The following is a 21,353-nucleotide window of genomic DNA, read 5'->3' as shown; positions in this document are numbered from 1 at the left end:
ATGCGGGACCCGGAAATGGTGGCGGCCCGGATCGAGGCCGCGCGGACGGATCGGGCGACGGTGCTCGATCTGTCGCGATGCGGGCTGTATGAGGTACCGGAGGCGGTCCGAGGGCTGGAGCATCTCGAATCCCTCGATCTTCAGTTCAACGATCTCGAGGGCCTGCCCGGCTGGCTGGCCGAGCTCGGTCGGCTGACCGACCTCAACCTTCAGGCGAACGGCCTGGAGGAGGTGGCGATGCTCGGGGAGCTGACCGGGCTGCGGGTGCTGAGCCTCAGCGAGAACAACCTGGAGGGTGAGCCGCTCGACTTTCTCGGGCGGCTGACCGACCTTCGGGAGCTGGCCCTCATCGACACCCGCTCGGACCGGCTGCCGGAGAGCATCGGCGACCTGACCCGGCTCACCGATCTGGACCTCTATCTCGGCTGGTTCAACGAGTCGCCGGAGAGCCTGCCGGACACTCTGGGGCGGCTCACCGAGCTGACCCGTCTCGAGCTGTCCCGCAACGGGCTGACCGTCGTGCCGACGTGGATCCGGGGGCTGACCGGGTTGCGGGTGCTCGGGCTCTGGATGAACGAGATCGCCGAGATCCCGGACTGGATCGGTGAGCTGACCGAGCTTCGCGAGCTGTCGCTGCCCGGCGATCCGGACGAGCGGATCCTGGCCGTGCTGCGCGGGCTGCCCCATCTGCGGAAGGTCAGCTTCGACTTCGAGGAGGTCGATCTGCCGTGACCCGGGCGGCGCCCCGCTCGGCGATCTGGTTGATCAGGGTGTTGTCCAGCCGCCGGGGCAGGGACTCCGGCGCGTGGATCAGTTCGAGCATGGTGTGGGCGATCGCGTCGGTCGTCGTCACCCCGGTCGGGAACAACAGTTTCAGCAGCGGATGGAACGGGGTCAGAACCGCGTAGACGACCCGCTGGGCCCGAGTGGCGGGACGTGCGCCGCGGCACGGGCGGATGAACCCCGGCCGGAGGAAGAACGCCCGCGGATGCAGGGCGGCCAGGTTCTCCTCGGCGCGACCCTTCACCCGGATCCACATCGTCCGGCTCGTGCTGTCGGCTCGGTTCGCGGAGACGTACCCGAACACGCTGTCCGGATTGTTGCGAAGGGCCGCCGCCGCGGCGGCGACCGCGTAGTCCCGGGTGATCCGGGTGTATTCCGGTTCGGTTTTCCCGACCGACGGGGTGCCCAGGCAGAACAGCGTGGCGTGCGCCGCCGCGAATTCGGCGTCGAGCTCCCGGTAGTCGAGGAAATCCCGGTGCAGAACCTCTTTCAGTTTCGGATGGGAACGCCCGGTGACGCGCCGGGACACCGAGACGACTCCGGTGATCGTGGGGTCTTCGAGCAGGGCGGTGAGCACCCCGTGGCCGACCATTCCGGTCGCGCCGAAAAGCACTACGCGCATGGTGTCTCTCATTTCGGGAGAGCGAGCAGGCTCTCGGCCGTCTCGGTGATGGTGTCCTCGATCGGGCGTGCCTTCCAGCCGAGCAGTGTCTCGGCCTTCGCGGAGGTGGCGTCCAGATTGCGCCCGAGCAGCTTCCGCAGCGCCCGCATCTCCGGGTTGACCCGGGCCAGGCCCTGGGCCGCCCACACCGGCATCTCACGGGTCGGCACCTTGGCGGCCCGTTCGCCGAGCCGTTCGCGCAGGATGGCGGCGACCTCACGCTGCCACAGGCTGTGCCCGGCGGTGGCGATGAACCGTTCACCGGCCGCGGCGGGTTCGGTCATCGCGAGCAGGTGCAGCGCGGCCACGTCCCGGACGTCGACGTAACCGGTGGCGAACGGCAGCACCGTCGGCATCGACCCGTCCAGCATGCGGGCGATGCCGTTCAGCGACGGGGAGTAGTCGGGGCCGAGCACCGGGCCGAGCACAGCGGTCGGGTTGACCGTGGCCAGTTCCAGGCCGCTGCCCTCGCCGCCGACGAATTCCCAGGCAGCGCGTTCGGCGAGGGTTTTCGACTTCTGGTACGGCGCGATCCCGGCGTCGACGTCCGTCCAGTCGCGTTCGGTGAACGGGGTGTCCCGGTCCGGGTGCCCGTAGGCGACCGCGCCGATCGCCGAGGTCATCACCACCCGCTGCACGCCGGCGCCGTGGGCCGCCCGCAGCACCCGCAGTGTTCCGTCGACGGCGGGGCGCACCATCTCGTCGTCGTTGCGCGGCTGGTGCGTGAGTGTGGGTGACGCGACGTGCAACACGTGGCGGCAGCCGGCCGCCGCCTCCGCCCAGCCCGCGTCGCCGCCGAGGTCCGCCCGCACCACCTGAAGCCGCGTGCCGGGCTCCCGCAGCATCGTGCGGACCTGCGGCTCGCGCGCCGGATCGCGCACCGTCGTCCGCACCGTCCAACCGGCCTCCAGCAGCGCCAGGACACACCATCCACCGATGTAGCCCGAACCGCCGGTCACCAATACGTCAGCCATCTCGCCCCTCCGTCTCGTGTCCCTCGAAACGCTAGCGGAGACCTCTCCGCTTAGTCAACGGGAAGTGGAGACATCTCCGTTATGGCCGATCCGACTAACTGAACGTCTGACGTTTCGATATCGTCGGGTCATGGTGAAGATCGACGATCTCGACCCGCGCACGCCGATCGTGGTGGGTGTCGGACAGACCTCCGAACTGCTCGACAGCCCCGACTACCAGCGGCGATCGGCAGTCGATCTGGCCGCCGACGCCGCCCGCGAGGCGGTCGTCGACACCGGCGCCGACCCGGCCGCCGTGATCGCCGCGATCGACACCGTCGCCACCACACGGCAGTTCGAGAACTCGTTCCCCGGCAGCCGGGCCCCGCTCGGCCGGTCGGACAACTTCCCGCGGTCGGTCGCCGCCCGGCTGGGCGCCACACCCACCCGGGCCGTGCTCGAGGTCGGCGGCGGCCAGAGCCCCCAGCACCTGGTCAACGAATTCGCCGCGACGATCGCGGCGGGCCGGGCCGAGGTGGTTCTCCTGGGCGGTGCGGAGGCGATCTCCACCACGCAGAGGTACGCGAACGACCCCGACCGGCCCGACTTCAGCGAACACGTCGACGGGAGCCTCGAGGACCGCGGGCTCGGACTCCGGGGCATGATCTCGCGGCACCAGGTCAATCACGGCCTGACCGACGCGCCCGGCCAATACGCGCTCTTCGACAACGCCCGCCGGGCCCGACTCAAACTGTCCCGCCAGGAGTACGCGGCCGCGATCGGGGCGCTGTTCGCGCCGTTCACCCGGGTCGCGGCGGCCAATCCGCATTCCGCGGCGCCCGTCGTCCGCACCGCTGCGGAACTCGTGACCCCCTCGGAGTCGAATCGGGTCATCGCCGAGCCGTACACCCGATATGTGGTGTCCCGAGAAAAGGTCAACCAGGGCGCGGCCGCCTTGCTGATGTCCGTCGGCGCCGCGCGCCGCCTCGGTGTTCCCGCCGAGCGGTGGGTGTTTCTCGCCGGCCACGCCGACCTGCGGGAACGCGACCTGCTCGACCGGGAGGACCTGTCCCGGAGCCCGGCCGCGGTGATGGCCGCCCGGCACGCCCTGGACATCGCCGCCATCAGCGTCGACGACCTGCGGTTCCTCGACCTCTACAGCTGTTTCGCGGCGCCGGTGTTCAACATCGCGGACGCATTCGGATTGACGGCAGACGATCCGCGTGGCCTCACCGTCACCGGCGGGCTCCCGTTCTTCGGCGGGCCCGGCAACAACTACTCGATGCACGCGATCGCGTCGATGGTCGCGCTGGTCCGTGACGAACCGGGCAGCTACGGATTCGTCGGCGCCAACGGCGGGCTGATGAGCAAATACTCGGCCGGCGTCTACACGACCGTGCCCTCGCCATGGCGGCCCGACGACAGCGCGGCATTGCAGGAATCGGTTGACGCGTGGCCGGCGCCGGAAGAAGCACGGCACGCCGACGGGTGGGCGACCATCGAGACCTACACGATCACGCATCGTCGTGACGGTGGGCGTACCGGAATCGTCATCGGCCGTCTGGAGGCCGACGGCCGCCGCTTTCTCGCCCTCGCCGACGACGTCTCCCTACTCGATGTCGCCGAACCGCTCGGCCGCCGCGTTCACGTGCGGTCCTCGGGACGCGGAAACCGGGTGGCCGAACTCGCCCCTCCGCCGCCGGGTCCGGCGATTCTCCGGGAGACCTACGAGCACATTCTGGTACGCCGTACCGGTCACGTTCTCGAAGTGACCATCAATCGGCCGGACGCCCGCAACAGCCTGCACCCGATGGCGAACGAGGAACTCGACCACGCCTTCGACGCCTACTTCGCCGACGACGACCTGTGGGTGGCGATTCTGACCGGTGCCGGCGACAAGGCGTTCAGCGCCGGCAACGACCTGATCTATGCGGCGTCGGGTCAACCGATGTGGGTGCCGAAGAACGGTTTCGCCGGATTGACCAGTCGCCGTTCGATGCCGAAACCGGTGATCGCCGCGGTCAACGGATTCGCCATGGGCGGCGGTTTCGAGATCGCCCTGGCCTGCCATCTGGTCGTCGCCGATCAGAATGCCCAATTCGCGCTGAGCGAGGTCAAGGTCGGTCTGATCGCCGCCGCCGGGGGAGTGGTCCGGCTGCCCCGGATCCTTCCGCCGAAGCCGGCCACCGAGATGATTCTGACCGGGCGGCGAATGGGCGCCGACGAGGCCCTCGCCCACGGACTGGTCAACCGGGTCACCCCGGCCGGCGGAGCCGTCGACGGTGCCCGCGCACTGGCCGCGCAGATCCTCGCCGGGTCGCCCACATCGGTGCGGGTCTCGCTCCAGGTGATGGCCGAGACCCGCGGAATCGCGGACGTCGTCGAGGCGGTCCGCCGGCCCAGCGCCGCCTTCGACGAACTGCTGGTCAGCGAGGACATGGTCGAGGGGCTGACCGCGTTCGCCGAGAAGCGGGAGCCGCGCTGGCGTAACCGCTGACCTGCGCGTTCATCGAGCGCCCCGACGGTGCCTCAGGTGTGGTGGGGGCGGGTGGCCGTACCGCATCGGGCCGTTGAAATCTTCTTTCAGATCGGCGGTGAACATCCGCGCCGTGCCGGACACAGGCATGGTGGGAGGTCGAATGGCGAACTCGGAGGAACGGTTCACGGTGCTGTACGAGCAGCACTACGACGCCGTTGAACGTTATGTGCGCCGCCGTCTCGACGACGCAGCGGTGCGTGACGTCGTCGCGGAGGTGTTTCTCGTCGCATGGCGGCGGCTGCCGGAGGTCCCGGCCGAGGCGCTGCCCTGGCTGTATGGAACGGCGCGCCGAATCCTGGCCAACGAGGTCCGCGGCGCGGGCCGTCGGGCGGCGTTGACCGCGCGGGCCGCCGATCACGGCGAGTTCTGGGCCGATGATCACGCCGATGCGGTGGTCGGCCGGGTCAGCCTGACGGCGGCCCTGGCGGGCCTGTCCGAGCCCGATGCCGAAGCGCTGCGCCTGGTCGGCTGGGAGGGCCTGACGCTGCGGCAGGCGGCGAAAGCGGCGGGCTGCTCGCTGCCCGCGTTCGCGATGCGTCTGCACCGGGCCCGTGCCCGCCTGCGTCAGGCGCTGTCGACCGGCAGCCCCGCCCCCGTGCCCACCCTGAAAGGAGAGCCATCGTGAGCCCATCCCTGACCCGCGACGTCCGCCGCCTGCTCGGCCCGGCCGACCCGACCGACGGGCGACCACTGACCGCCGCCCCCGACCGGCGCGCCGACCTGGACCGCATCCTCGCCACGCCCCAGCCGCGCCGGGCGCGGCCGGTCGGGCGAGCTCTGGTCGCCGCGGCCGCCGCCCTGGTGCTGCTGGTGATCGCCGGCCTGCAGTTCGCGCCACAGCCCCGACCCGCCGTCGCCGCCACCCCGCCGTCGTTGCGGTACAGCGGGGGTTCCGGCTCGGCCGAGCAGCTGCTCACCGGCATCGCGACGAAAGCGGCGGGCGCGCCCGCTCCGGACCGCAGCGGCGACTACGAGCATCTGGTGATCCAGTCGTGGAGCCTGTGGACGCAGGTCGACGGGGAGCGGGTCACGTCCGCGATCATCCCGTCGCGGGCCGAGTCGTGGCGCCGGGCCGACGACTCGGGGCGGCGGTCCACCGCCTACGAGAGGGCGGAGTTCACCTCGATCGGGCGGGAGGTGCTGTGGCGGGCCCAGAACCTCTTCGACGACGGCCTCGACCCCTGGTCGGAGGACTATGCGGCCGGGCAGTTCGGGGCGATGTGGGCCGACCCGCCACCGGCCGACGGCCTCGACGACTGGCTGCACATCGGGCACCCCAGACAGAACGGGCCGTACGAGACGATCGTCGCGGTCACCGACCTGGCCCGGGAACGGCTGCTGACCCCGGCCACCCGTGCCGAACTGCTGCGGATCGTCGCCCGGCTACCCGGGCTCACCTACGACGGCACGGTCACCGACCGCGCGGGCCGGGCGGGCGCCGCGTTCTCGATCACCTCCGACCACAGCGGCCTGCCGACCCGCCACACCCTGATCGTCGACCAGGCCACCGGCGCGCTACTCGGCTACGAGCAGATGCTGCCCACCGACACCGGCAAACTCGACGTCCGGGCCCCCGCGGTGATCGGCTACGAGACCTACCTGACCGCCGACTACACCACCCTGCCGAAGTAGGAGCCCCGATGACGCCCACCCCGCCGGTCACGCTGCGAGCCCTGGTCGCCGCGGACGCCGCGGTCATCACCGGGTGGGCGTCGGATCCCGAGTTCGCCCGGGCCGCCGGATGGACCCGCCAGGATCACGAGCAGCACCACAGGCGCCTCATCCAGACGCCGCCACCCGACCTCATCCGCCTCGGCGCGGTCGTCGGCGGCGAACTGGTCGGCTACGTCGACCTGCACGGTGTGGAGGTCGACCACCGGGAGCTCGGCTTCGTCATCGGAGGTCGCGACCGCTGGGGGCGAGGGCTCGGCCTCGGCGCGGCCGCCGCCGGCCTCGACTACGGCTTCACCGTTCTGCGGCTGCGTGAGATCCGGGCCGCCGCGGCCGCGACCAATCAACGGTCGGTGCGGATCCTCACGCGGCTCGGGTTCCAGGCCCGGGAGCGGTCAGGGGCGTATCTGTCCTTCGCGATCGAGGCTCATGCCGTCGTCGACCGTCCAGCGTAGAAAGGCGAGCGTCTCCTCGCCACGTTGCGTCGGCACGTCGTAACGGGTCGGGTCCCGGGGACGTTCGCGGATTCGCAGGGCCTCGTCGGCCAGCCGGCTCCAGCGCGGGTCCAGAGAGCCGGTGATGTAACGGCCGGCTCCGCTCTTGGAGGTCAGTTCGCCGGTGGCCAGGAGGTGATGCAGGCGAGCGACACCGAGCACGACCCACGCGATGGACGGATCGTGCTGTCCGAGCAACTCGACACCGGCGTCCTCGATCGCCGGGATGTGGCCCCGCCAGTACGTGTCGAGGTTGTCGCGGGTGAAGTCCCACAGTCCGGCGTGGTCGGTGTGGATCGGGGGCAGTTCGCCGCGGATGACGACGGCCCGTTCGGCGAGTTCGTGCCAGGTCACCGGATTGATGTCGATCGTCCCGCCCGGATCGAACTCGCCCTGGTAGAACACCGGCCGCCGGCCCACCCGCAGTGCCGAGCCGGCCAGATCGTCGGCCGAGCAGTGGAAACCGTCGAAGACGACCTCCGGGTGGCGGGCCTTCGTCGCGGTGTGCGCCTCGGCGAGGGCGGCGTGGTCCGGTGGCTGGGCCCACACGCCGACGAAATCGACGTCACTACCGGGGAAGAACTCGCCCCAGCACAGCGAACCGTGCAGGAACAGCCCGGTCAGGACCGCCGGCCGCCGGGCGTCCACTTCGGTGAGAAAGGTGTGGGCGACATCCGACGCGGTGGGGAAGCTGCGGGCGACATCCGCCGCGGTGGGGGCGGTGCGGGCGACATCCATGCCGTCGATCTTGACCGGTTCGGGCGGTTCCGGATAGCTTTCCCGGGCCACAAGTCCATACTTCGCCGCTGTGCCGCTGCGGGAGAGCACCCACCCTCGGGCGGGTCGCCGAAGGAGCAACTTCTCCCTCAGAATCTCTCAGGCCCACGTACCGCAACGGTCAGGCGACTCTGGAAAGTCAGCCCCGACCAGGGCTGCGCCCAAGGTGCAAGCCGCCCCGGCGGTGAACCTCTCAGGCACCCGTGACAGAGCGAGGGAGGCCCTCACCCGTACCGAAGGAGCCTCTCCGAAATGCGTTTCACCAAAGATCACGAATGGCTGACCGACGGCGAGATCGCCACCGTCGGTATCACCGCGTTCGCCGCCGACGCGCTCGGCGACGTCATCTACGTCGACCTCCCGGAGATCGGCACGACCGTCACCGCGGGCGATCCGGCCGGCGAACTCGAATCCACCAAGTCGGTGAGTGAGGTGTACGCTCCCGCCGACGGCGAGATCGTCGAGGTGAACACCGCCCTCGGCGACGAGCCCGGCCTGATCAACACCGATCCGTACGGCGCGGGCTGGCTGTTCCGGCTCCGAGTCACCAGCGTCCCGGAAACCCTCGACGAGGCCGCCTACCAGGAGCTGGTGAGCGCCGCGGGCTGACGTCGGCCACCTTCGCCTGGTGCGCCGCCGCAAAGGCAAGCCGCGGGCCGCCGCAACGGCAAGCCGCGGGTCGCCGCAACGGCCAGCCGCGGGTCGCCGCAACGGCAAGCCGCGGGTCGCCGGAGAGGCGGGCCGCCCGCGGTGGCGCACTAGGGTGGGGCGGATGCGGATCGCGTTCGCCAGTGACGACGAGAACGAGACCACCCGGGCCGTGGTGGCCGCCCTGTCCGAGGACGGCCACGAGGTGATCCGGCCGGAGGCCGCCGAGTCCTGGCCCGACCTGGGCCGGTTCGTCGGCCGGTCGGTGGTCGACGGGCGGGCCGACTACGGCGTGGTGATGTGCTGGACCGGCACCGGCACGGCGATCGCCGCCAACAAGGTCCCGGGGGTTCGGGCCGCCCTGGCCTGGGACCCCTGGATCGCCCGCGGCGCCCGCCTCTGGAACGACGCGAACGTACTGGCCATGAGCCTGAAACGGCTGGCGCCGGACGTCGCCGTCGAGGTGCTGCGGGCGTTCCTCGACACGTCCGAACCGGACCCGGACGAGGCCGCCGACATCGCCGCTATCGAGTGATCTAACCGCTGAGCACGTCGAGGACCCCGGTGATCTGCAGCGCCCGGCGGGTCACCCCGTGTGTGTTGGTCAGCTGGAACGTGACGCCCTGCTGGGTGGCCTTCGACCGGGTCTGCACCAGCGCCTGGATCCCGGACGAGTCGCAGAAGTCCAGGTCGACGGCGTCGATCACCAGGCGACTCAGCCGGGCGACGGCCATCGCCGCGCTGACCTGGTCGTGCAGATGCTGGGTGGTCGACATGTCGAGCTCACCGCAGAGGCGCAGCCGGGCCACACCGTCGGCGTACTGCGAGGTGATCCTCATTGATCCTCCCGGCCCGGACCGTCGCCGTCGGGGTAGAGGCGCAACTCCGCCCGTACCCGCTTGCCGCCCTCATGTTCCTCGACGTGCCACCGGCGGGTCAGCGCCTCCACGAGCAGCAGTCCGCGGCCACCGCGCCCGTCCGGCTCGCGGCGGCGCGGCACGACCGCCGAACCGTCGGCGACCGAGAGGACCACCTGCGGCCCATTCGCCTCGACGCCGATCACCACCGAGCCCGCACCGTGCTGTACCGCGTTGGTCACCAGCTCGCTGACCACCACCGACAGGTCGTCCGTCCAGGCCTCGTCGACATAACCCCAGACGCCGAGCACGGCGAGGACAGCCTTGCGGGAGGTACGGGGTGAGTCCACCCCGATGGGTACGTCGAACTGCGCGGTCAAAGTCGTCATCAGGCACCCGGTCACGAAGCGGCGCGCCGGAGATCCCGCCGCTCGGGTCAGACACTAGACCCCCACGGCGGGCCGGGCCAGGTCGGACACCGCCGTCGCCTCGTCCGGGTAGATCGGGAACACCCCGTCCAGCCGCATCGTGTGCAGCACGGTGAGCACGAATCGCGACGGCGCGACCAGGCACAACGTCGCCCCGTTCTGCCGAGCCGACCGGTGCGCACGGACCAGCAGCCCGAGCCCCGCCGGGTCGATGGTTCCGGAACCGCCCATGTCGATCACCAAGTCCCGGCCGGATTCGGCCGCCTCGGTGATGGCCGGCCGCACCTCGTCGGCCAGGTGCTGATCCAGATCGGTCGGCAGCACGATCACCCGCGGCGGGCGCCCGCTCATCGCAGCTTCTCCGACGTCGGGGTGCCCGGCCGCTCGGCGGTCAGCGCGACCGCGGTCACACCGGCGACCGCGAACAGCACCTGCAGCACGAACTCGACGAGGGTCGGCCCCGGCTCGCCGACGGAGGCCATCCGGGTGAGCACGGTCGCCAGGACGGCGGCGGCCACCCCGGCCGCGGGCGGCAACCACACCGGCACGGTACGGCAGCGGGCCGCCAACATCCGCCCGGCGACACCGATGACGGCGCCGACTGTCACGGCCGCGATCAGACTCAGCCCGGTCAAGGCGGACTCCCTCCTCGTTCGATGTCCGCCAGACTGCCCGCCCCGATCTGCGGAAGTTTCCCGCAACCATGACAGTTGCGTGACAAACGGGCCGATCAGCGTTCCGCGCGACAGGATTGACGCCATGAGCGCGGTACTGCTGATCGAGGATGACGACCGGATCCGCCTGTCGCTGGCGATGGCCCTGGAGGACGAGGGGTACACCGCCCACGCGGTGGCCACCGCCGAGGAGGGCCTCTCGGCGCAGCGCCGGCACCGCGCCGACACGGTGCTCATCGACCTGATGCTGCCCGGCATGGACGGCTACGAGTGCATCCGGCAGATGCGCCGCGACGACGACGTGCCGATCGTCGTGGTCAGCGCGCGCGACGACACCCACGACATCGTGGCCGCCCTGGAGGCGGGCGCCGACGACTACGTCGTCAAACCGGTCAAGGTCAAGGAGCTCGCGGCCCGGCTGCGGGCCTTACGGCGCCGCGGCCGGGTGACGGGTCAACCGACGACTCCGGCGACCTCGGTGCTGACGTTCGGAGATCTGGAGGTACGGCCGGAGGCGGGCGAGGTCAGGTTGGGCGGCGAGCCGGTGGCCGTGACCCGCACCGAGTTCCGTCTGCTGTGTGAACTGGCCGACCACCCCGGCCTGGTGCTGTCCCGTCAGCAGCTGCTGCAGCGGGTGTGGGGCCACGAGTTCGGCGACGAGCGGGTGGTGGACGTGCATGTCGGCCGGCTGCGGCAGAAGATCGAGCGGGAGACCGGCAACCCACGGCACCTGGTGACGGTCCGCGGGCTGGGCTACAAGTTGCAGCCGTGAGACCGATCGGCCTGCGTGCGCGGGTCAGCGCCGCCTTCGCCCTGGGCGCGCTGATCCTGTCGGCGTGCATCAGCCTGGTGTCCTACGAGTCGGTCCGCAACACACTGTTCGCCGAGCGGGAGCGGACCGCGGTGCGGGCCACCTACTACGACGCCACGGTGGTCAACGCCGGGATCGCCGGTCCCGCTCCGGACGTGCTGGAGGTGCTGCGGTCGCTGGACACCGGCACCGACCGGTACGTGCTGCTGCATCTGGACGGCCGCTGGCACTCACGCAGCGCCGATCCGGCGGTCGACACGGCCGTACCGCCGGAGATGCAGGAGATGACCGCCGGGGGTGAGGCCGGCGCGCAGCGGATCCGTCGTGACGGGCGGCCCGCGCTGATCATCGGCGTGCCACTGGCCGGGTCGGCGGTGTTCTACGAGATCGTCTCGCTCACCGAGCTGGAACGTACCCTCCAGACGTTGGCGCTGGTCCTGACCGCGGTGGCGATCATGGTGGCGGCCGCCGGAGCCGCCGTCGGCTGGTATGTGACCCGACACGCGCTGCGGCCGGTGACCGCCGTCGCCGAGGCCGCTCGTGGCATCGCGGGCGGTGATCTGACCACCCGCCTCGACCCGGCGACCGAACCTGATCTCGCTCCGCTGTCCGCGGCGTTCAACGACATGGCCGACCAGCTGGCCCGCCGCCTGGAACGTGACCGCCGGTTCGCCGCCGACGTCAGCCACGAGCTGCGTTCGCCGTTGCAGACGCTGGAGGCCGCCGCCAGCGTCCTCGACAAGCGCCGCGACCAGGTCGACGAACGGGCCGGGGCCGCGATAACCCTGGTCACCGCCGAGATCACCAGGTTCCAGGCGCTCGTCAACGACCTGCTCGAACTGGCCCGCACCGACCAGCCGGCGCACCGCGAGCAGGTCGACGTGGTGGCGCTCGCCGAGCGGGTCTGCCGGTCCCGCGGGCTGTCCGCCGACCTGGTCGAGACGGTCCCCGGCACCCCGTCCGTCTGGTCGATCGACAGGCGCCGGATCGAGCAGGCGCTGGGCAACCTGATCGACAACGCGGTCCGCTACGGCGGTGGCCCGATCGCCGTCCGGGTCGGTCCGGGGTACCTGGAGGTCGACGACGCGGGGCCGGGTGTGGCCGAGAAGGATCAGGCGACGATCTTCGACAGGTTCGTCCGCGGTCCCGCCTCACACGCTCGTGGTGACGGTGACGGCACCGGACTCGGCCTGGCCATCGTCGCCGGGCACGCGGCCGCACACGGCGGCGACGCGGAGGTCGCCGGGCGGCCCGGCGGCGGCGCCAGGTTCCGGATCACGCTGCCGGGGTTCGACGGATGAGGCGGTTCCGCGTCGTCCTGCTCGCCGTGGTGGTCGCCCTGCCGCTCGCCGGGTGCGGTGTGCCGGCCCAGGACGAGCCACACCCGGTCGCCCTGCCCCGCCGCCCGCTGAACGTGACCGCCTCACCGACCGCGTCCGAGCAGGCCGGTGAGGTCGCCCAGGTGCTCTGCCTGACCCGCGACGACCGGCTGGTCGAGACGGTCCGGCGGTCCGGGGCCGCGCTGGGGCCGCAACGCCAACTCGACCTGCTGGTCCTCGGGCCGACGCCGGCCGAGCAGTCGCAGGGGCTGGCCACCTCGCTGGCCGCCACCGGGCTGCGGGTCACGGTCCCGGCGCCGGGCACCACGGCTGTCGTCGAGATCAGCGATCCCGAGGAGGGCGGCGGACGGATCGACGAGGCGCTGGCGTACGGCCAGATCGTCTGCACGCTGACCGCGCGGCCCGACATCGGGGCCGTCACCTTCGTGCGGGACGGACGGCCTCTACAGGTGCCGGACGGCGACGGAGCGGTCACCGGCCGTCCACTTACCGCGGCCGACTACCGGTCCCGGATCGGCCCGCCGTGAAAACCATCCGCCACAGGTCATGCCGGTGGTTGCCGAAACGGGGTATGCATGGATGAGCAAGGTTCACGTACCGATGGGCGGTGACGAAAGTTGTCCACCAGAGACACACGCCGGCAGTTCGAGGAGATCGTCGGAAAGCTGGCCGCCGAGGATCCGTCGCTGGCCCGTCCGGTCCGGATGATCCCGAAGAAGGTGTTGCTGACCGTCCTCGCGGTGGTCGGTGCCGTCGTCTGGGCCGGCCTCTCGGTCCTGATGGTGGTCTGGGGCGCCGTCGGTGTGGCCATCACCTGCGTGACCGTGGCCGCCGCGGTCGGCTGGGGCGTCTTCCGCCATCGGCGGCTTTCGTCAAACAACTGACACGATCTCGTGCGGTCACCGCCATGTGATCGAGCGAACCTCGTCCTCACCCGGTCGGGAGGAGTCGTCCTCCCGACCCCACCGGGAGGACCCGTCCTTCGGGCGCCCACGGGAGGAGTCGTCCTCCGGCGGCCAGGGGAGGAGTCGTCCTCCCGAGCCCACGGGAGGCCTCGTCCTCCCGCGACGGAGAGGACGAGGAGCATGCCGGAGCCGGTCACGGGGTTTCCCGATGCGGTCGGGATCGAGGAGCGGGGCGGCGGTGTCGACGTCGCGTCCGCGCCGCCGCCTGCCGCACTGTGTGAACTCCGGACCGACGCCGGGCCGTCGTCACCCGACCGCGGATTCTCGTTGCCGGCGCCGCCGTCCCCGCCGCGATTCCAGCCGGAGACGACCGGGTGACGACGCCCGAACCGGTGCGCCGCCACCCGATGCGCGTTCAAGACCTCCGCGCGGCCTCGAACCCGAAGCATCCACCTTCGTCGTGGCATTCCCGCCACCGTCGTATGACAGCCCGATGACAGTTCCACCCACCACCTCTCAGTGCGGGGTGGGAGTGCGCTCGCGGGCGGCCGGCGGGGTCAGGCCGGCCGCGCGGAGCAGGTCGTCTCGCTGCGACTCGGGCAGCAGGTCCACGTAGAGGGTGCCGTTGAGGTGATCGGTCTCGTGTTGCAGGCAGCGGGCGAAATAGCCGGTCCCGGTGACCGTGATCGGCTTTCCGGCCAGGTCGACGCCGGTGACGGTGGCGGATGTCGACCGGGGCACCGACGCTCGGGGCTTGGGTACCGACAGGCAGCCTTCGGTGCCGTGGTCGAGTTCGTCGGACAACGCGGTGATCACCGGGTTGATGACGTGGCCCTTGCGCCGCACATCGTCGGCGTCCGGGCAGTCGTAGACGAAGATCCGCGCGTCGACGCCGATCTGGTTGGCGGCCAGCCCGACGCCCTTGACGGCGTACATCGAGGCGAACATGTCGTCGATCAGGTCGCTGAGGGCCTGGTCGAAGACGGTGACTTCGGCACAGCGGCGGTGCAGCACCGGCGTGCCGTAGTAGGTGATCGGTCGAACGTGAGCCATCGCCGAACCCTACCGCCGTCGCTCGTGCTGATCGGAATCGGTCACCGGGGCGGCGCCGTTGCGGGCCGCAGCACGCTGCAGGCGGTCGACCGGGCGCCGCATCCAGGCCATCCCCACGCTCCCGGCGGCACCGACCGCGAACAGGGCGAGGAACGGCAGCCAGCGTAGGCCGGCCAGGTCCAGGAGTGCACCGGTCAGGCTGCTGACCGCCGCCGCCAGCAGCGACGACACCAGATAGAAGAAGCCGAAGTAGGTGCCGGAGAGACGTTCGCTGCCGATGATCGGGATCAGTTCGAGCATGAACGGGCTGGTGATCGACACCCCGGCGCTGAACAGGGCGGTCCCGACGAGCACCGGCAGCGCGGCGGTCAGCGCAGCCGCGGGGTCGAGGGCCGCGCCGGCGGTCGGGACGAGTGGCGCGGCCACGGCGGCGGGCAGGAATCCGGCGGCGAGCAACGACAACCCGAGAGCCATCGACGCCGCCGAGCTCCACCGCCGGCGGCAGGCGGCGACCAGACGTACGCCGGTGGTGAGCCCGACGGTGGTGGACACCACGAACACCGCGGTGACCGCGGAGGCGTGCCCGGTGACCCGCTGCGCTTCCAGGGGAATCGCCAGGTAGAGCTGGTTGAACAGGGCGAAGTAGGCGGCGCCGGCCAGGGTGTAGGCGAAGAACCGCCGGTTGGTGACCACCTCGCGCCACGACTGGATGATCCCGGTCGAGGGTTCGGGCCGCCGCATCGCCGGGAGCACGAACCCCTGCGCGATGGTCAGGATCGCGAACACCCCGCACGCGATGGCGCTGACCAGCCGGAAGTCGACGGCCAGAAGCAGCGCCCCGAGCAGCGGCCCGATCAGCACCCCGGCGTTGGCGGCGACGTTGACCCAGGCGAAGGTCTCCGCGCGCCGCCCGGGTGACGCGTGGGTCAGGTAGGTCTGGGAGGCCGGGGCGAAGACGGCGCCCGCGATGCCGGTGATCGCGGTGGCCGCGATGATCCCGGCGGGGCTGGTGACGACGGCGAACAGCCCGAACGCGGCCACCCGCAGCCCACAGCCCAGCATGATCATCAGCCGTAGATCGAGGCGGTCCGCCGCGGTGCCGCCCACCACGTACAGCCCCTGCTGGAACAGCGTCCGCAAGCCCATGATCGTGCCGACCAGCGCGGCCGCGAAGCCGAGGTCGTCGCGCAGGTGGGTGGCCAGGAACGGCAGCACCATGAAGAACCCGAGGTTGATCCCGAACACGTTGACGATCAGCAGTCGCACGGTGGGGGAGAGGTCGCGCCAGCCGACCCGGGGCGGAGTCGCGGCGGCCTGCACCTTCGGAACGGTAGGCGCGCGGCGCGGCTTTCAGGGCTGTTTGTCACCCACGTCACGGTCATCGAATGCCAAAGAGGTCTTTGACATTCGGCAGAATCCCAAAGTAGTCTTTGGCATATGCGGATAACCGACCCCACCGCCATCCGGGCGTTGGCTCATCCACTTCGGCTCGACCTGTTGGAGCTGCTCGCCACCAGTAGTCCCGCGACCGCCGCGCAGTGCGGGCGCGTGCTCGGCGTCTCGCAGGCCAGTTGTTCCTTCCATCTGCGCCAGCTCGCCAAGTACGGGTTCGTCGAGGACGCCGGCCCCGGCCGCGACCGCCGCGAGCGCCAGTGGCGGCTGCCCGATCCGCGGCCGACGCTGCGGCTCTCCCCGGGTGACGACACGGTCGTCCGCTGGCAGCTGGAGCGGATGGTGGTGGATCGTGAGATGCAGGCGATCCTCGAGTTCGTCGACCGCGACGACGAGCAGAGCGCCGCCTGGCGTCGCCGAGCCGGTCTCACCACCGCGCTCGCGCTGGTGTCCGACGAGGAGGCCGAGCAGTTGAAGACCCAGTGGCTGGCGCTGCTGGAGCCGTACCTCGCACGGTCGGAGGCCGACATGGACGCCCGCCGCCCCGGCCGCCGTTTCGCCCGCTACTTCCTGGCCGCGACCCCGATGCCGACGGAGACCACCGATGACTGAACTCGTGACCGGCTCGCTCGACGTCGCCTGGATCCACGGCCGCCGTGGCGAGCCGGCCATCCAGGTCCACCACTACGACGAGCGCACCGTGATCCTGCGCCAGAGCAAACGCGTCGAATACGAGGCGCCCTTCCTCTACCTGCTGTTCGGCGACGACCGGGCGCTCCTGCTGGACACCGGCGCCAGCCCCGACCCCGCGCTGTTCCCGCTGCGGGACACGGTCGACACGCTGATCGAGGCGTGGCTGGCCGAACACCCCCACGAGGGGTATGAGCTGGTGGTCGCCCACTCGCACGGCCACGGCGACCACGTGGCGGCCGACGCGCAGTTCGCGGGCCGCCCGGCCACGACCGTGGTCGGGCACGACGCGCAGGCGGTCGGTGAGTTCTTCGGCTTCCCCGGCCCGCTGACCGGCGTGGTCCCCTTCGATCTGGGCGGCCGCGTCCTGGAGATCATCGGTTCGCCCGGCCACCACGAGGCCGCCATCACGGTCTACGACCCGCGGACCGGCGTTCTGCTCACCGGCGACACCGTCTACCCCGGCCGCCTCTATGTCGCCGACTACCAGGCGTTCCGCGAGACCCTCGACAGCCTGGTCGCCTTCACCGAGACCCGCCCCGTGTCGCATGTCCTGGGCTGCCACATCGAGATGACGAACCGGCCGGGTCTCGACTACCCGCTGGGCGCGAAATTCCAGCCGCACGAGCACCTGCTCCAGTTGACCGTCGCCCAGCTCGCCGAGGTCCGCGACGCCACCGTGCGGACGGCCGGTCGGTCCGGCAAGCACGTCCACCCCGACTTCATCCTCTACATCGAGCCGGGCAACCGAGAAAAACGAAATCTTCTGGTACGCGCAAAGCTGCGCCGATTCCAGGAGGCCCTCCGCCGCCCGTAATCCAGTTATCATCGTCGATGGCCAACATCTCGGGTGCCCGCGCCGCGGTGATGGCGAACGCCGCGTTCTACGGGCAGATCAGCGTCGTCCTGCCACTGTCGATCGCGGACAGCGGTGCGTCCAAGGCGCAGATCGCGCTGTTCTTCGCGGTGAGCGCCGTGGTGGCCGCCGGGCTCAACCTGGTCGCCGGCCCGGCGCTGCGCCGCCGAGGCTCACCCTGGTGGGGCCCGTCACTGAGCGGGATCGTGGCGGCGGCCGGCACCCTGCTCGTACTGGCCGCCACACCATCCCCGGTGATGTATCTCGGCGGCGCGGCGATGATGACGATGACCCTGATCTTCCCGCACTACATGAGCGTCGTCGCCGGATCGGGCACGAACGGCCCGGCCCGCCTGGTCGGCCGGATGCGCCGGATCTTCGTCATCGGCTACGTCGCCGGGCTCGCCCTGGCCTCGGCCGGCAGCCTGCTCGAGACGGTGGTGGACGGCTTCCAGCCGCTGTGGATCGCGGCCGCCCTCGCCCTGGCCGTCGGCCTGATCCCGTGGTTCGGGGCCACCACCCGAGTCGAGCCGGAACCGGAACCTCAGCGGCGACCGGGCCGGCCGCGCGCCCACTCCACCCTGCTGATCTGTGTCCTGGCCGTGCTGCTGCTGCGGGCCGCCGACAGCGTGCGCCTGGTCTACCTGCCCCTGTTCATCGTCAACGAGGGCCGGTCGGCCACGTTCGTCGCACTGTTGCTGCTGACCACCGTGATCGCCGAGGTTCCGCTGCTGGGCGTGGTCACCTCGGTGGCTGATCGGATCGGCAGCCGCCGGGCGGTCGTACTCATCGCCGGTGTCGGTCTGTCGTCCTTCGCCCTGATCGTGGTCGGGGGTGGGGTGGTCACGCTGGTCCTGTCGCAGCTGCTGTACGCGGTGTTCGCCGCCGGGTTCCAGAGTGTCGGGATGGTCCTGCTCAGCGATGTGATGGACGGCGGACTGGGGGCCGGCGCCGACGTCTACACCGGCATCGTCCAGGTCGGCGTGCTGTGCGGAGTGGTCGCCCCGCTCGTGGTGCCGGGCTGGTCGGCCTGGATCTTCGTGCTCGGGGCCGTCTTCTGCCTGGGCACGATGCTGCTGCTCACCGCGATCAGGCGGCGCCTGCCGTCGGTCAGTGCTCGCGCAGCAGGACACCCGCCCCATTGACCCGGTCGCCGATCCCGTGCTCGCGCAGCGCGTGCCACAGCGTCGCGGCGTTGATCGCGATCACCGGCTTGCCCAGCTCCCGCTCCAGCCGGTCGGCCAGGGCCACGAACGACAGGTTGGTGCCGACCTGCACGATCGCGTCGACATCGGGCCCGTCCAGGTCGGCGACCACGGCCCGCAGCCGGTCGTCGGGCACCCGGGCGATGTCCATGGCCGTCGGGCAGCGCAATCCGGTGATCGCCGCGACGTCGAACCCGGCCTCGGCGAAGAACCGCCCCACCTCCCGGTCGGCGATCGGCTGGTACGGCGAGAACACCGCGATCCGCCGGCAGCCCAGCTCCGCCAACGCCGCCCGGCACGAGCTCGCCCCGGTGGTCACCGGCAGCCCGGTGCGCTCCCGCAGCCGTCGTTCGAACGCCGCATTGCCCTCGACGCCGCCCCAGAACGTCTCGGCCGACATGCCCATCACCAGACGGTCGGGTTCGGCGGTGAGGACGTCGCGGACCGCGATGTCGATCGACGCCCGGATCTGCCCGAGCAGCGCCTCGAACCCGTCGTCGTCGGCCATCACCGGGTTCGGGATGTACATCGACCCGGCCCGGAACGCGACACCCGGCACGCGGGCGCCCCAGTAGTCGTGCTCGACGACGGTGTTGGTGCTCGGCACGATCACGCCGAAGACGGCGCGGGGCCCGACGATGTTGGTCACTTCCGACTCCGCGATGCGGTGAAGGTGTCGGCGATGCGGTGGGCACGGTCGCGAGCAGCGGTACGGTCCAGCAGCAGCGCATCGAGCAGCAGCGGCGAGGCGATCATCGCCACGCCGTCCTCGCGCTCGTCGTCGGGCACGCCCGCGGCCCTGAGCACCTCGTGGAACGGGGCGAGCAGGTCACTCACGTACCGATGCCGGAGATCGGTCTCCGCGGCCACGACGAGCGCCTGCAGGAACGCCCCCACCGGCCGGTCCCGGAGCCGATCGCACAGCCGGTCGACCTCGGCGTGCAGATCCTTCGCCAGATCACCGGAGGGCGCCTCGGCCGGGATCGGCGCGACGTCGATGAGGGCCGCCAGCACCGCGGCCGGGGTCGGCCAGTGCCGGTAGACGGTGCTCCGGGAGACCCCGGTGACCTGGAACAACCGTTGCGCCGTGAGCGCCGTGGGCCCTTCCGACAGCAGCAGGTCGAGCGCGGCCGTGAGCACGACGGCCTCGGTGTCACTGGTCGGTCCGGCGGGACGTCCTGGTCGGGTCACGCCAATAGACGATACACCTTGTACTCGAAACCTATAAACGCTACGTTCTGCACCGGAAACCGATGCCGCACGCTCTGGAGGCCCCATGCGCCCGCACGTCGAGATCGTCGACGAACGTGACCTGATCTGGCACGTCGCCGAGTTCCAGTACGCCTCCGGCGCCGCCGAGCAGCGCCACCTGAGTTACGACGAGGAGGACGGCTCGGCGTCGCTGAAGGTCCGGTTCACCGGCGACTGGTCCCGGCCGGCGGGTGTGCACCGGGCCGACACCGAGTGGTACGTACTGTCCGGCCAGGTCGTCATCGGCGACACCACCCTCGGCCCGGAGGGCTACTGGACCGCCCCGGCCGGCGTCTGGACCCCACCGGTCAGCGCCACCGAGGGCACCGAGATCCTGCTGTTCCGCGAGTACGGCGACTGGCACTTCGACCTCGCCGAGACCGGCCGGGACACGGTCCGCCCGGACCAGACACTGGTCGTCCTGGACAGCGCGGCCATGCCGTGGATCGACGTCAAGGACGGTAGTCCGATGCGCTTCGACCTGGGCGGCACGCCGGTCCCCGGCCTGTACATCAAGCTGCTGCACCGCGATGAGAAGACCGGCTTCTACACCCGGCTGATCAAGGCCAAGCCCGGCTGGCGGGAGGAGCCGCTGGCCCACCACCCGTGCTCGGAGGAGGCGTACTGCCTGGACGGCGCCTTCGACTACAACTTCGGCAAGATGTGGCCCGGCACGTACTTCTGGCGTCCGGCCCTGATCCGCCACGGCGACTTCACCGCCGACGCCGAGAAGGGCTGCACCTGGCTGGTCCGTTCGGACGCCGACCTGGTCGACTGGTACACCGAGAACGCCCGAGTCGAGATGCACGGCGACGCCACCAACTGGGGTGACGGCTTCCCGCAGAGCGCGGCCCCGCGCTGGATCGAGCCGGTCCGCTCCCGCAGCGTCGGCCGCTGGGAGACGCCCACCCGCCAGTGACCGCGGGTGAAGATAGGGGCATGAGCGACTGGAATACCCAAGTCATCGACGAGTTCCGGGCCAACCAGGGCCGGGTCGGCGGTCCGTTCGCGGGGGCCCCGATGGTGCTCGTCCACCATCGTGGCCGCAAGTCCGGACAGGAGATGGTCAGCCCGATGATGTATCTGCCGCACGAGACCGACCCGGACGTGATCTACGTGATCGCGTCCAAGGGTGGCGCGCCGGAGAACCCCGGCTGGTACTACAACCTGACCTCGGCCGGCCGGGGCGAGGTGGAGCGCGGCACCGAGACGTACGCCGTGACGGTCCGAGATCTGGCCGGGGAGGAGCGTGACCGGCGGTTCAACGAGCAGGCGAGCCGCTACCCGGGGTTCGCCGGCTACGCGGAGAAGACGGCCGGTATCCGTACCATCCCGGTCCTTGAATTGACCCGGGCCTGACCGTCT

28 protein-coding genes and 2 riboswitches are annotated in these 21,353 nt (G+C 70.9%); of the genes, 17 read left to right on the top strand and 11 right to left on the bottom strand.

Going from position 1 to position 21,353, the window contains the following annotated elements; translation table 11 throughout:
• Positions 1-732: a leucine-rich repeat domain-containing protein gene (locus Q0Z83_RS16965; RefSeq protein WP_317794902.1), complete on the top strand. Its 732-nt coding sequence runs from the start codon at positions 1-3 to the stop codon at positions 730-732.
• Here the strand turns inward: Q0Z83_RS16965 and Q0Z83_RS16960 are convergent.
• Both Q0Z83_RS16960 and Q0Z83_RS16955 read right to left on the bottom strand, forming a co-directional pair.
• On the bottom strand, positions 698-1,405 hold the full coding sequence (locus Q0Z83_RS16960; RefSeq protein ID WP_317794901.1) for an NAD-dependent epimerase/dehydratase family protein: 708 nt from the start codon (positions 1,403-1,405) through the stop codon (positions 698-700). The genes Q0Z83_RS16965 and Q0Z83_RS16960 overlap by 35 nt on opposite strands.
• An 8-nt stretch (positions 1,406-1,413) precedes the next feature.
• The gene (locus Q0Z83_RS16955) at positions 1,414-2,418 is read right to left on the bottom strand and encodes an SDR family oxidoreductase (protein ID WP_317794900.1); all 1,005 of its coding nucleotides are present in this window, start codon (positions 2,416-2,418) and stop codon (positions 1,414-1,416) included.
• Positions 2,419-2,548: 130 nt separating this feature from the next.
• Here Q0Z83_RS16955 and Q0Z83_RS16950 point away from each other — a divergent pair, with 130 nt between their 5' ends.
• From Q0Z83_RS16950 to Q0Z83_RS16935, 4 genes are all read left to right on the top strand, one after another.
• Positions 2,549-4,894, top strand: a complete 2,346-nt coding sequence (locus Q0Z83_RS16950; protein ID WP_317794899.1) for an acetyl-CoA acetyltransferase — start codon at positions 2,549-2,551, stop codon at positions 4,892-4,894.
• 142 nt (positions 4,895-5,036) lie between these two features.
• The gene (locus Q0Z83_RS16945) at positions 5,037-5,561 is read left to right on the top strand and encodes an RNA polymerase sigma factor (RefSeq protein WP_317794898.1); all 525 of its coding nucleotides are present in this window, start codon (positions 5,037-5,039) and stop codon (positions 5,559-5,561) included.
• On the top strand, positions 5,558-6,568 hold the full coding sequence (locus Q0Z83_RS16940; RefSeq protein ID WP_317794897.1) for a CU044_5270 family protein: 1,011 nt from the start codon (positions 5,558-5,560) through the stop codon (positions 6,566-6,568). The genes Q0Z83_RS16945 and Q0Z83_RS16940 overlap by 4 nt, the downstream gene beginning before the upstream one ends.
• Positions 6,569-6,576: 8 nt before the next feature.
• Entirely contained in the window at positions 6,577-7,062 is a 486-nt protein-coding gene (locus Q0Z83_RS16935; RefSeq protein WP_317794896.1) for a GNAT family N-acetyltransferase, read from the top strand.
• On the opposite strand, the gene Q0Z83_RS16930 is transcribed toward Q0Z83_RS16935, so the two are convergent.
• Positions 7,003-7,839, bottom strand: coding sequence for a hypothetical protein (locus Q0Z83_RS16930; protein ID WP_317794895.1), 837 nt, complete (start codon positions 7,837-7,839; stop codon positions 7,003-7,005). The two genes, Q0Z83_RS16935 and Q0Z83_RS16930, sit on opposite strands and share 60 nt — an antisense overlap.
• Before the next feature lie 69 nt (positions 7,840-7,908).
• Positions 7,909-8,003: riboswitch (glycine riboswitch) on the top strand.
• Positions 8,004-8,007: 4 nt separating this feature from the next.
• A riboswitch (glycine riboswitch) is annotated at positions 8,008-8,090 on the top strand.
• Between the two features lie 40 nt (positions 8,091-8,130).
• Between Q0Z83_RS16930 and gcvH the strand changes: the two genes are divergently transcribed.
• A complete protein-coding gene (gcvH, locus tag Q0Z83_RS16925; RefSeq protein ID WP_317794894.1) occupies positions 8,131-8,487 on the top strand; it encodes a glycine cleavage system protein GcvH in 357 nt (118 codons plus the stop codon).
• Positions 8,488-8,650: 163 nt separating this feature from the next.
• The gene (locus Q0Z83_RS16920) at positions 8,651-9,061 is read left to right on the top strand and encodes an RpiB/LacA/LacB family sugar-phosphate isomerase (protein WP_317794893.1); all 411 of its coding nucleotides are present in this window, start codon (positions 8,651-8,653) and stop codon (positions 9,059-9,061) included.
• Between the two features lies 1 nt (position 9,062).
• Here Q0Z83_RS16920 and Q0Z83_RS16915 read toward each other — a convergent pair whose 3' ends face one another.
• The 4 genes from Q0Z83_RS16915 to Q0Z83_RS16900 are packed head-to-tail and all read right to left on the bottom strand — an operon-like array spanning position 9,063 to position 10,446.
• Positions 9,063-9,365, bottom strand: a complete 303-nt coding sequence (locus tag Q0Z83_RS16915) for an STAS domain-containing protein (protein ID WP_317794892.1) — start codon at positions 9,363-9,365, stop codon at positions 9,063-9,065.
• Positions 9,362-9,772, bottom strand: coding sequence for an ATP-binding protein (locus tag Q0Z83_RS16910; RefSeq protein ID WP_317794891.1), 411 nt, complete (start codon positions 9,770-9,772; stop codon positions 9,362-9,364). Before Q0Z83_RS16910 ends, Q0Z83_RS16915 begins: the two co-directional genes overlap by 4 nt.
• Before the next feature lie 54 nt (positions 9,773-9,826).
• On the bottom strand, positions 9,827-10,162 hold the full coding sequence (locus tag Q0Z83_RS16905; protein WP_317794890.1) for an STAS domain-containing protein: 336 nt from the start codon (positions 10,160-10,162) through the stop codon (positions 9,827-9,829).
• On the bottom strand, positions 10,159-10,446 hold the full coding sequence (locus Q0Z83_RS16900) for a GlsB/YeaQ/YmgE family stress response membrane protein (protein WP_317794889.1): 288 nt from the start codon (positions 10,444-10,446) through the stop codon (positions 10,159-10,161). The genes Q0Z83_RS16905 and Q0Z83_RS16900 overlap by 4 nt, the downstream gene beginning before the upstream one ends.
• Positions 10,447-10,570: 124 nt before the next feature.
• Here Q0Z83_RS16900 and Q0Z83_RS16895 point away from each other — a divergent pair, with 124 nt between their 5' ends.
• From Q0Z83_RS16895 to Q0Z83_RS16875, 5 genes are all read left to right on the top strand, one after another.
• Entirely contained in the window at positions 10,571-11,257 is a 687-nt protein-coding gene (locus Q0Z83_RS16895; RefSeq protein WP_317794888.1) for a response regulator transcription factor, read from the top strand.
• A complete protein-coding gene (locus Q0Z83_RS16890; protein ID WP_317794887.1) occupies positions 11,254-12,597 on the top strand; it encodes a sensor histidine kinase in 1,344 nt (447 codons plus the stop codon). The genes Q0Z83_RS16895 and Q0Z83_RS16890 overlap by 4 nt, the downstream gene beginning before the upstream one ends.
• Positions 12,594-13,163 carry a GerMN domain-containing protein gene (locus tag Q0Z83_RS16885; protein ID WP_317794886.1) on the top strand — a complete coding sequence of 190 codons (570 nt, stop codon included), beginning with the start codon at positions 12,594-12,596 and terminating at the stop codon, positions 13,161-13,163. The genes Q0Z83_RS16890 and Q0Z83_RS16885 overlap by 4 nt, the downstream gene beginning before the upstream one ends.
• Before the next feature lie 90 nt (positions 13,164-13,253).
• On the top strand, positions 13,254-13,520 hold the full coding sequence (locus Q0Z83_RS16880) for a DUF3040 domain-containing protein (RefSeq protein WP_317794885.1): 267 nt from the start codon (positions 13,254-13,256) through the stop codon (positions 13,518-13,520).
• 201 nt (positions 13,521-13,721) lie between these two features.
• Complete coding sequence (locus tag Q0Z83_RS16875) at positions 13,722-13,919, top strand: hypothetical protein (RefSeq protein ID WP_317794884.1); 198 nt, start codon at positions 13,722-13,724, stop codon at positions 13,917-13,919.
• Positions 13,920-14,057: 138 nt separating this feature from the next.
• On the opposite strand, the gene def is transcribed toward Q0Z83_RS16875, so the two are convergent.
• Together def and Q0Z83_RS16865 are read right to left on the bottom strand one after the other, a co-directional pair.
• Complete coding sequence (gene def / locus Q0Z83_RS16870) at positions 14,058-14,594, bottom strand: peptide deformylase (protein WP_317794883.1); 537 nt, start codon at positions 14,592-14,594, stop codon at positions 14,058-14,060.
• Between the two features lie 9 nt (positions 14,595-14,603).
• Complete coding sequence (locus Q0Z83_RS16865) at positions 14,604-15,914, bottom strand: MFS transporter (RefSeq protein ID WP_317794882.1); 1,311 nt, start codon at positions 15,912-15,914, stop codon at positions 14,604-14,606.
• A gap of 117 nt (positions 15,915-16,031) precedes the next feature.
• Here Q0Z83_RS16865 and Q0Z83_RS16860 point away from each other — a divergent pair, with 117 nt between their 5' ends.
• From Q0Z83_RS16860 to Q0Z83_RS16850, 3 genes are read left to right on the top strand one after another with little or no spacing between them, the layout of a single operon-like run.
• Complete coding sequence (locus Q0Z83_RS16860; protein WP_317794881.1) at positions 16,032-16,598, top strand: winged helix-turn-helix domain-containing protein; 567 nt, start codon at positions 16,032-16,034, stop codon at positions 16,596-16,598.
• Positions 16,591-17,493: an MBL fold metallo-hydrolase gene (locus tag Q0Z83_RS16855; protein ID WP_317794880.1), complete on the top strand. Its 903-nt coding sequence runs from the start codon at positions 16,591-16,593 to the stop codon at positions 17,491-17,493. Before Q0Z83_RS16860 ends, Q0Z83_RS16855 begins: the two co-directional genes overlap by 8 nt.
• 17 nt (positions 17,494-17,510) lie before the next feature.
• Positions 17,511-18,677 carry an MFS transporter gene (locus Q0Z83_RS16850; RefSeq protein ID WP_317794879.1) on the top strand — a complete coding sequence of 389 codons (1,167 nt, stop codon included), beginning with the start codon at positions 17,511-17,513 and terminating at the stop codon, positions 18,675-18,677.
• On the opposite strand, the gene Q0Z83_RS16845 is transcribed toward Q0Z83_RS16850, so the two are convergent.
• Together Q0Z83_RS16845 and Q0Z83_RS16840 are read right to left on the bottom strand one after the other, a co-directional pair.
• Positions 18,643-19,386 carry a maleate cis-trans isomerase family protein gene (locus tag Q0Z83_RS16845; RefSeq protein ID WP_317794878.1) on the bottom strand — a complete coding sequence of 248 codons (744 nt, stop codon included), beginning with the start codon at positions 19,384-19,386 and terminating at the stop codon, positions 18,643-18,645. The two genes, Q0Z83_RS16850 and Q0Z83_RS16845, sit on opposite strands and share 35 nt — an antisense overlap.
• Positions 19,383-19,928 (bottom strand): TetR/AcrR family transcriptional regulator, encoded by a 546-nt coding sequence (locus Q0Z83_RS16840; protein ID WP_317794877.1) that lies wholly within the window; start codon positions 19,926-19,928, stop codon positions 19,383-19,385. The genes Q0Z83_RS16845 and Q0Z83_RS16840 overlap by 4 nt, the downstream gene beginning before the upstream one ends.
• Before the next feature lie 85 nt (positions 19,929-20,013).
• Here Q0Z83_RS16840 and Q0Z83_RS16835 point away from each other — a divergent pair, with 85 nt between their 5' ends.
• Together Q0Z83_RS16835 and Q0Z83_RS16830 are read left to right on the top strand one after the other, a co-directional pair.
• Entirely contained in the window at positions 20,014-20,907 is an 894-nt protein-coding gene (locus tag Q0Z83_RS16835) for a DUF4437 domain-containing protein (protein WP_317794876.1), read from the top strand.
• A gap of 20 nt (positions 20,908-20,927) precedes the next feature.
• On the top strand, positions 20,928-21,347 hold the full coding sequence (locus Q0Z83_RS16830; protein ID WP_317794875.1) for a nitroreductase family deazaflavin-dependent oxidoreductase: 420 nt from the start codon (positions 20,928-20,930) through the stop codon (positions 21,345-21,347).
• The last annotated feature ends 6 nt before the right edge of the window (positions 21,348-21,353 follow it).

Source organism: Actinoplanes sichuanensis (genome assembly GCF_033097365.1).
Taxonomy (GTDB): domain Bacteria; phylum Actinomycetota; class Actinomycetes; order Mycobacteriales; family Micromonosporaceae; genus Actinoplanes; species Actinoplanes sichuanensis.
The sequence above is the reverse complement of the archived record's forward strand: the minus strand, read 5'-3'. Positions and strand labels throughout refer to the sequence as shown.

Bases quoted from the DNA above. Each gene is read 5' to 3' on its own strand.
- gcvH (WP_317794894.1), top strand. From the start codon at position 8,131: ATGCGTTTCACCAAAGATCACGAATGGCTGACCGACGGCGAGATCGCC.
- Q0Z83_RS16850 (WP_317794879.1), top strand. From the start codon at position 17,511: ATGGCCAACATCTCGGGTGCCCGCGCCGCGGTGATGGCGAACGCCGCG.
- Q0Z83_RS16885 (WP_317794886.1), top strand. From the start codon at position 12,594: ATGAGGCGGTTCCGCGTCGTCCTGCTCGCCGTGGTGGTCGCCCTGCCG.
- Q0Z83_RS16920 (WP_317794893.1), top strand. From the start codon at position 8,651: ATGCGGATCGCGTTCGCCAGTGACGACGAGAACGAGACCACCCGGGCC.
- Q0Z83_RS16935 (WP_317794896.1), top strand. From the start codon at position 6,577: ATGACGCCCACCCCGCCGGTCACGCTGCGAGCCCTGGTCGCCGCGGAC.
- Q0Z83_RS16965 (WP_317794902.1), top strand. From the start codon at position 1: ATGCGGGACCCGGAAATGGTGGCGGCCCGGATCGAGGCCGCGCGGACG.
- Q0Z83_RS16835 (WP_317794876.1), top strand. From the start codon at position 20,014: ATGCGCCCGCACGTCGAGATCGTCGACGAACGTGACCTGATCTGGCAC.
- Q0Z83_RS16950 (WP_317794899.1), top strand. From the start codon at position 2,549: ATGGTGAAGATCGACGATCTCGACCCGCGCACGCCGATCGTGGTGGGT.
- def (WP_317794883.1), bottom strand. From the start codon at position 14,594: ATGGCTCACGTTCGACCGATCACCTACTACGGCACGCCGGTGCTGCAC.
- Q0Z83_RS16855 (WP_317794880.1), top strand. From the start codon at position 16,591: ATGACTGAACTCGTGACCGGCTCGCTCGACGTCGCCTGGATCCACGGC.
- Q0Z83_RS16905 (WP_317794890.1), bottom strand. From the start codon at position 10,162: ATGAGCGGGCGCCCGCCGCGGGTGATCGTGCTGCCGACCGATCTGGAT.
- Q0Z83_RS16960 (WP_317794901.1), bottom strand. From the start codon at position 1,405: ATGCGCGTAGTGCTTTTCGGCGCGACCGGAATGGTCGGCCACGGGGTG.
- Q0Z83_RS16830 (WP_317794875.1), top strand. From the start codon at position 20,928: ATGAGCGACTGGAATACCCAAGTCATCGACGAGTTCCGGGCCAACCAG.
- Q0Z83_RS16930 (WP_317794895.1), bottom strand. From the start codon at position 7,839: ATGGATGTCGCCCGCACCGCCCCCACCGCGGCGGATGTCGCCCGCAGC.
- Q0Z83_RS16860 (WP_317794881.1), top strand. From the start codon at position 16,032: ATGCGGATAACCGACCCCACCGCCATCCGGGCGTTGGCTCATCCACTT.
- Q0Z83_RS16895 (WP_317794888.1), top strand. From the start codon at position 10,571: ATGAGCGCGGTACTGCTGATCGAGGATGACGACCGGATCCGCCTGTCG.
- Q0Z83_RS16915 (WP_317794892.1), bottom strand. From the start codon at position 9,365: ATGAGGATCACCTCGCAGTACGCCGACGGTGTGGCCCGGCTGCGCCTC.
- Q0Z83_RS16910 (WP_317794891.1), bottom strand. From the start codon at position 9,772: ATGACGACTTTGACCGCGCAGTTCGACGTACCCATCGGGGTGGACTCA.
- Q0Z83_RS16955 (WP_317794900.1), bottom strand. From the start codon at position 2,418: ATGGCTGACGTATTGGTGACCGGCGGTTCGGGCTACATCGGTGGATGG.
- Q0Z83_RS16875 (WP_317794884.1), top strand. From the start codon at position 13,722: ATGCCGGAGCCGGTCACGGGGTTTCCCGATGCGGTCGGGATCGAGGAG.
- Q0Z83_RS16945 (WP_317794898.1), top strand. From the start codon at position 5,037: ATGGCGAACTCGGAGGAACGGTTCACGGTGCTGTACGAGCAGCACTAC.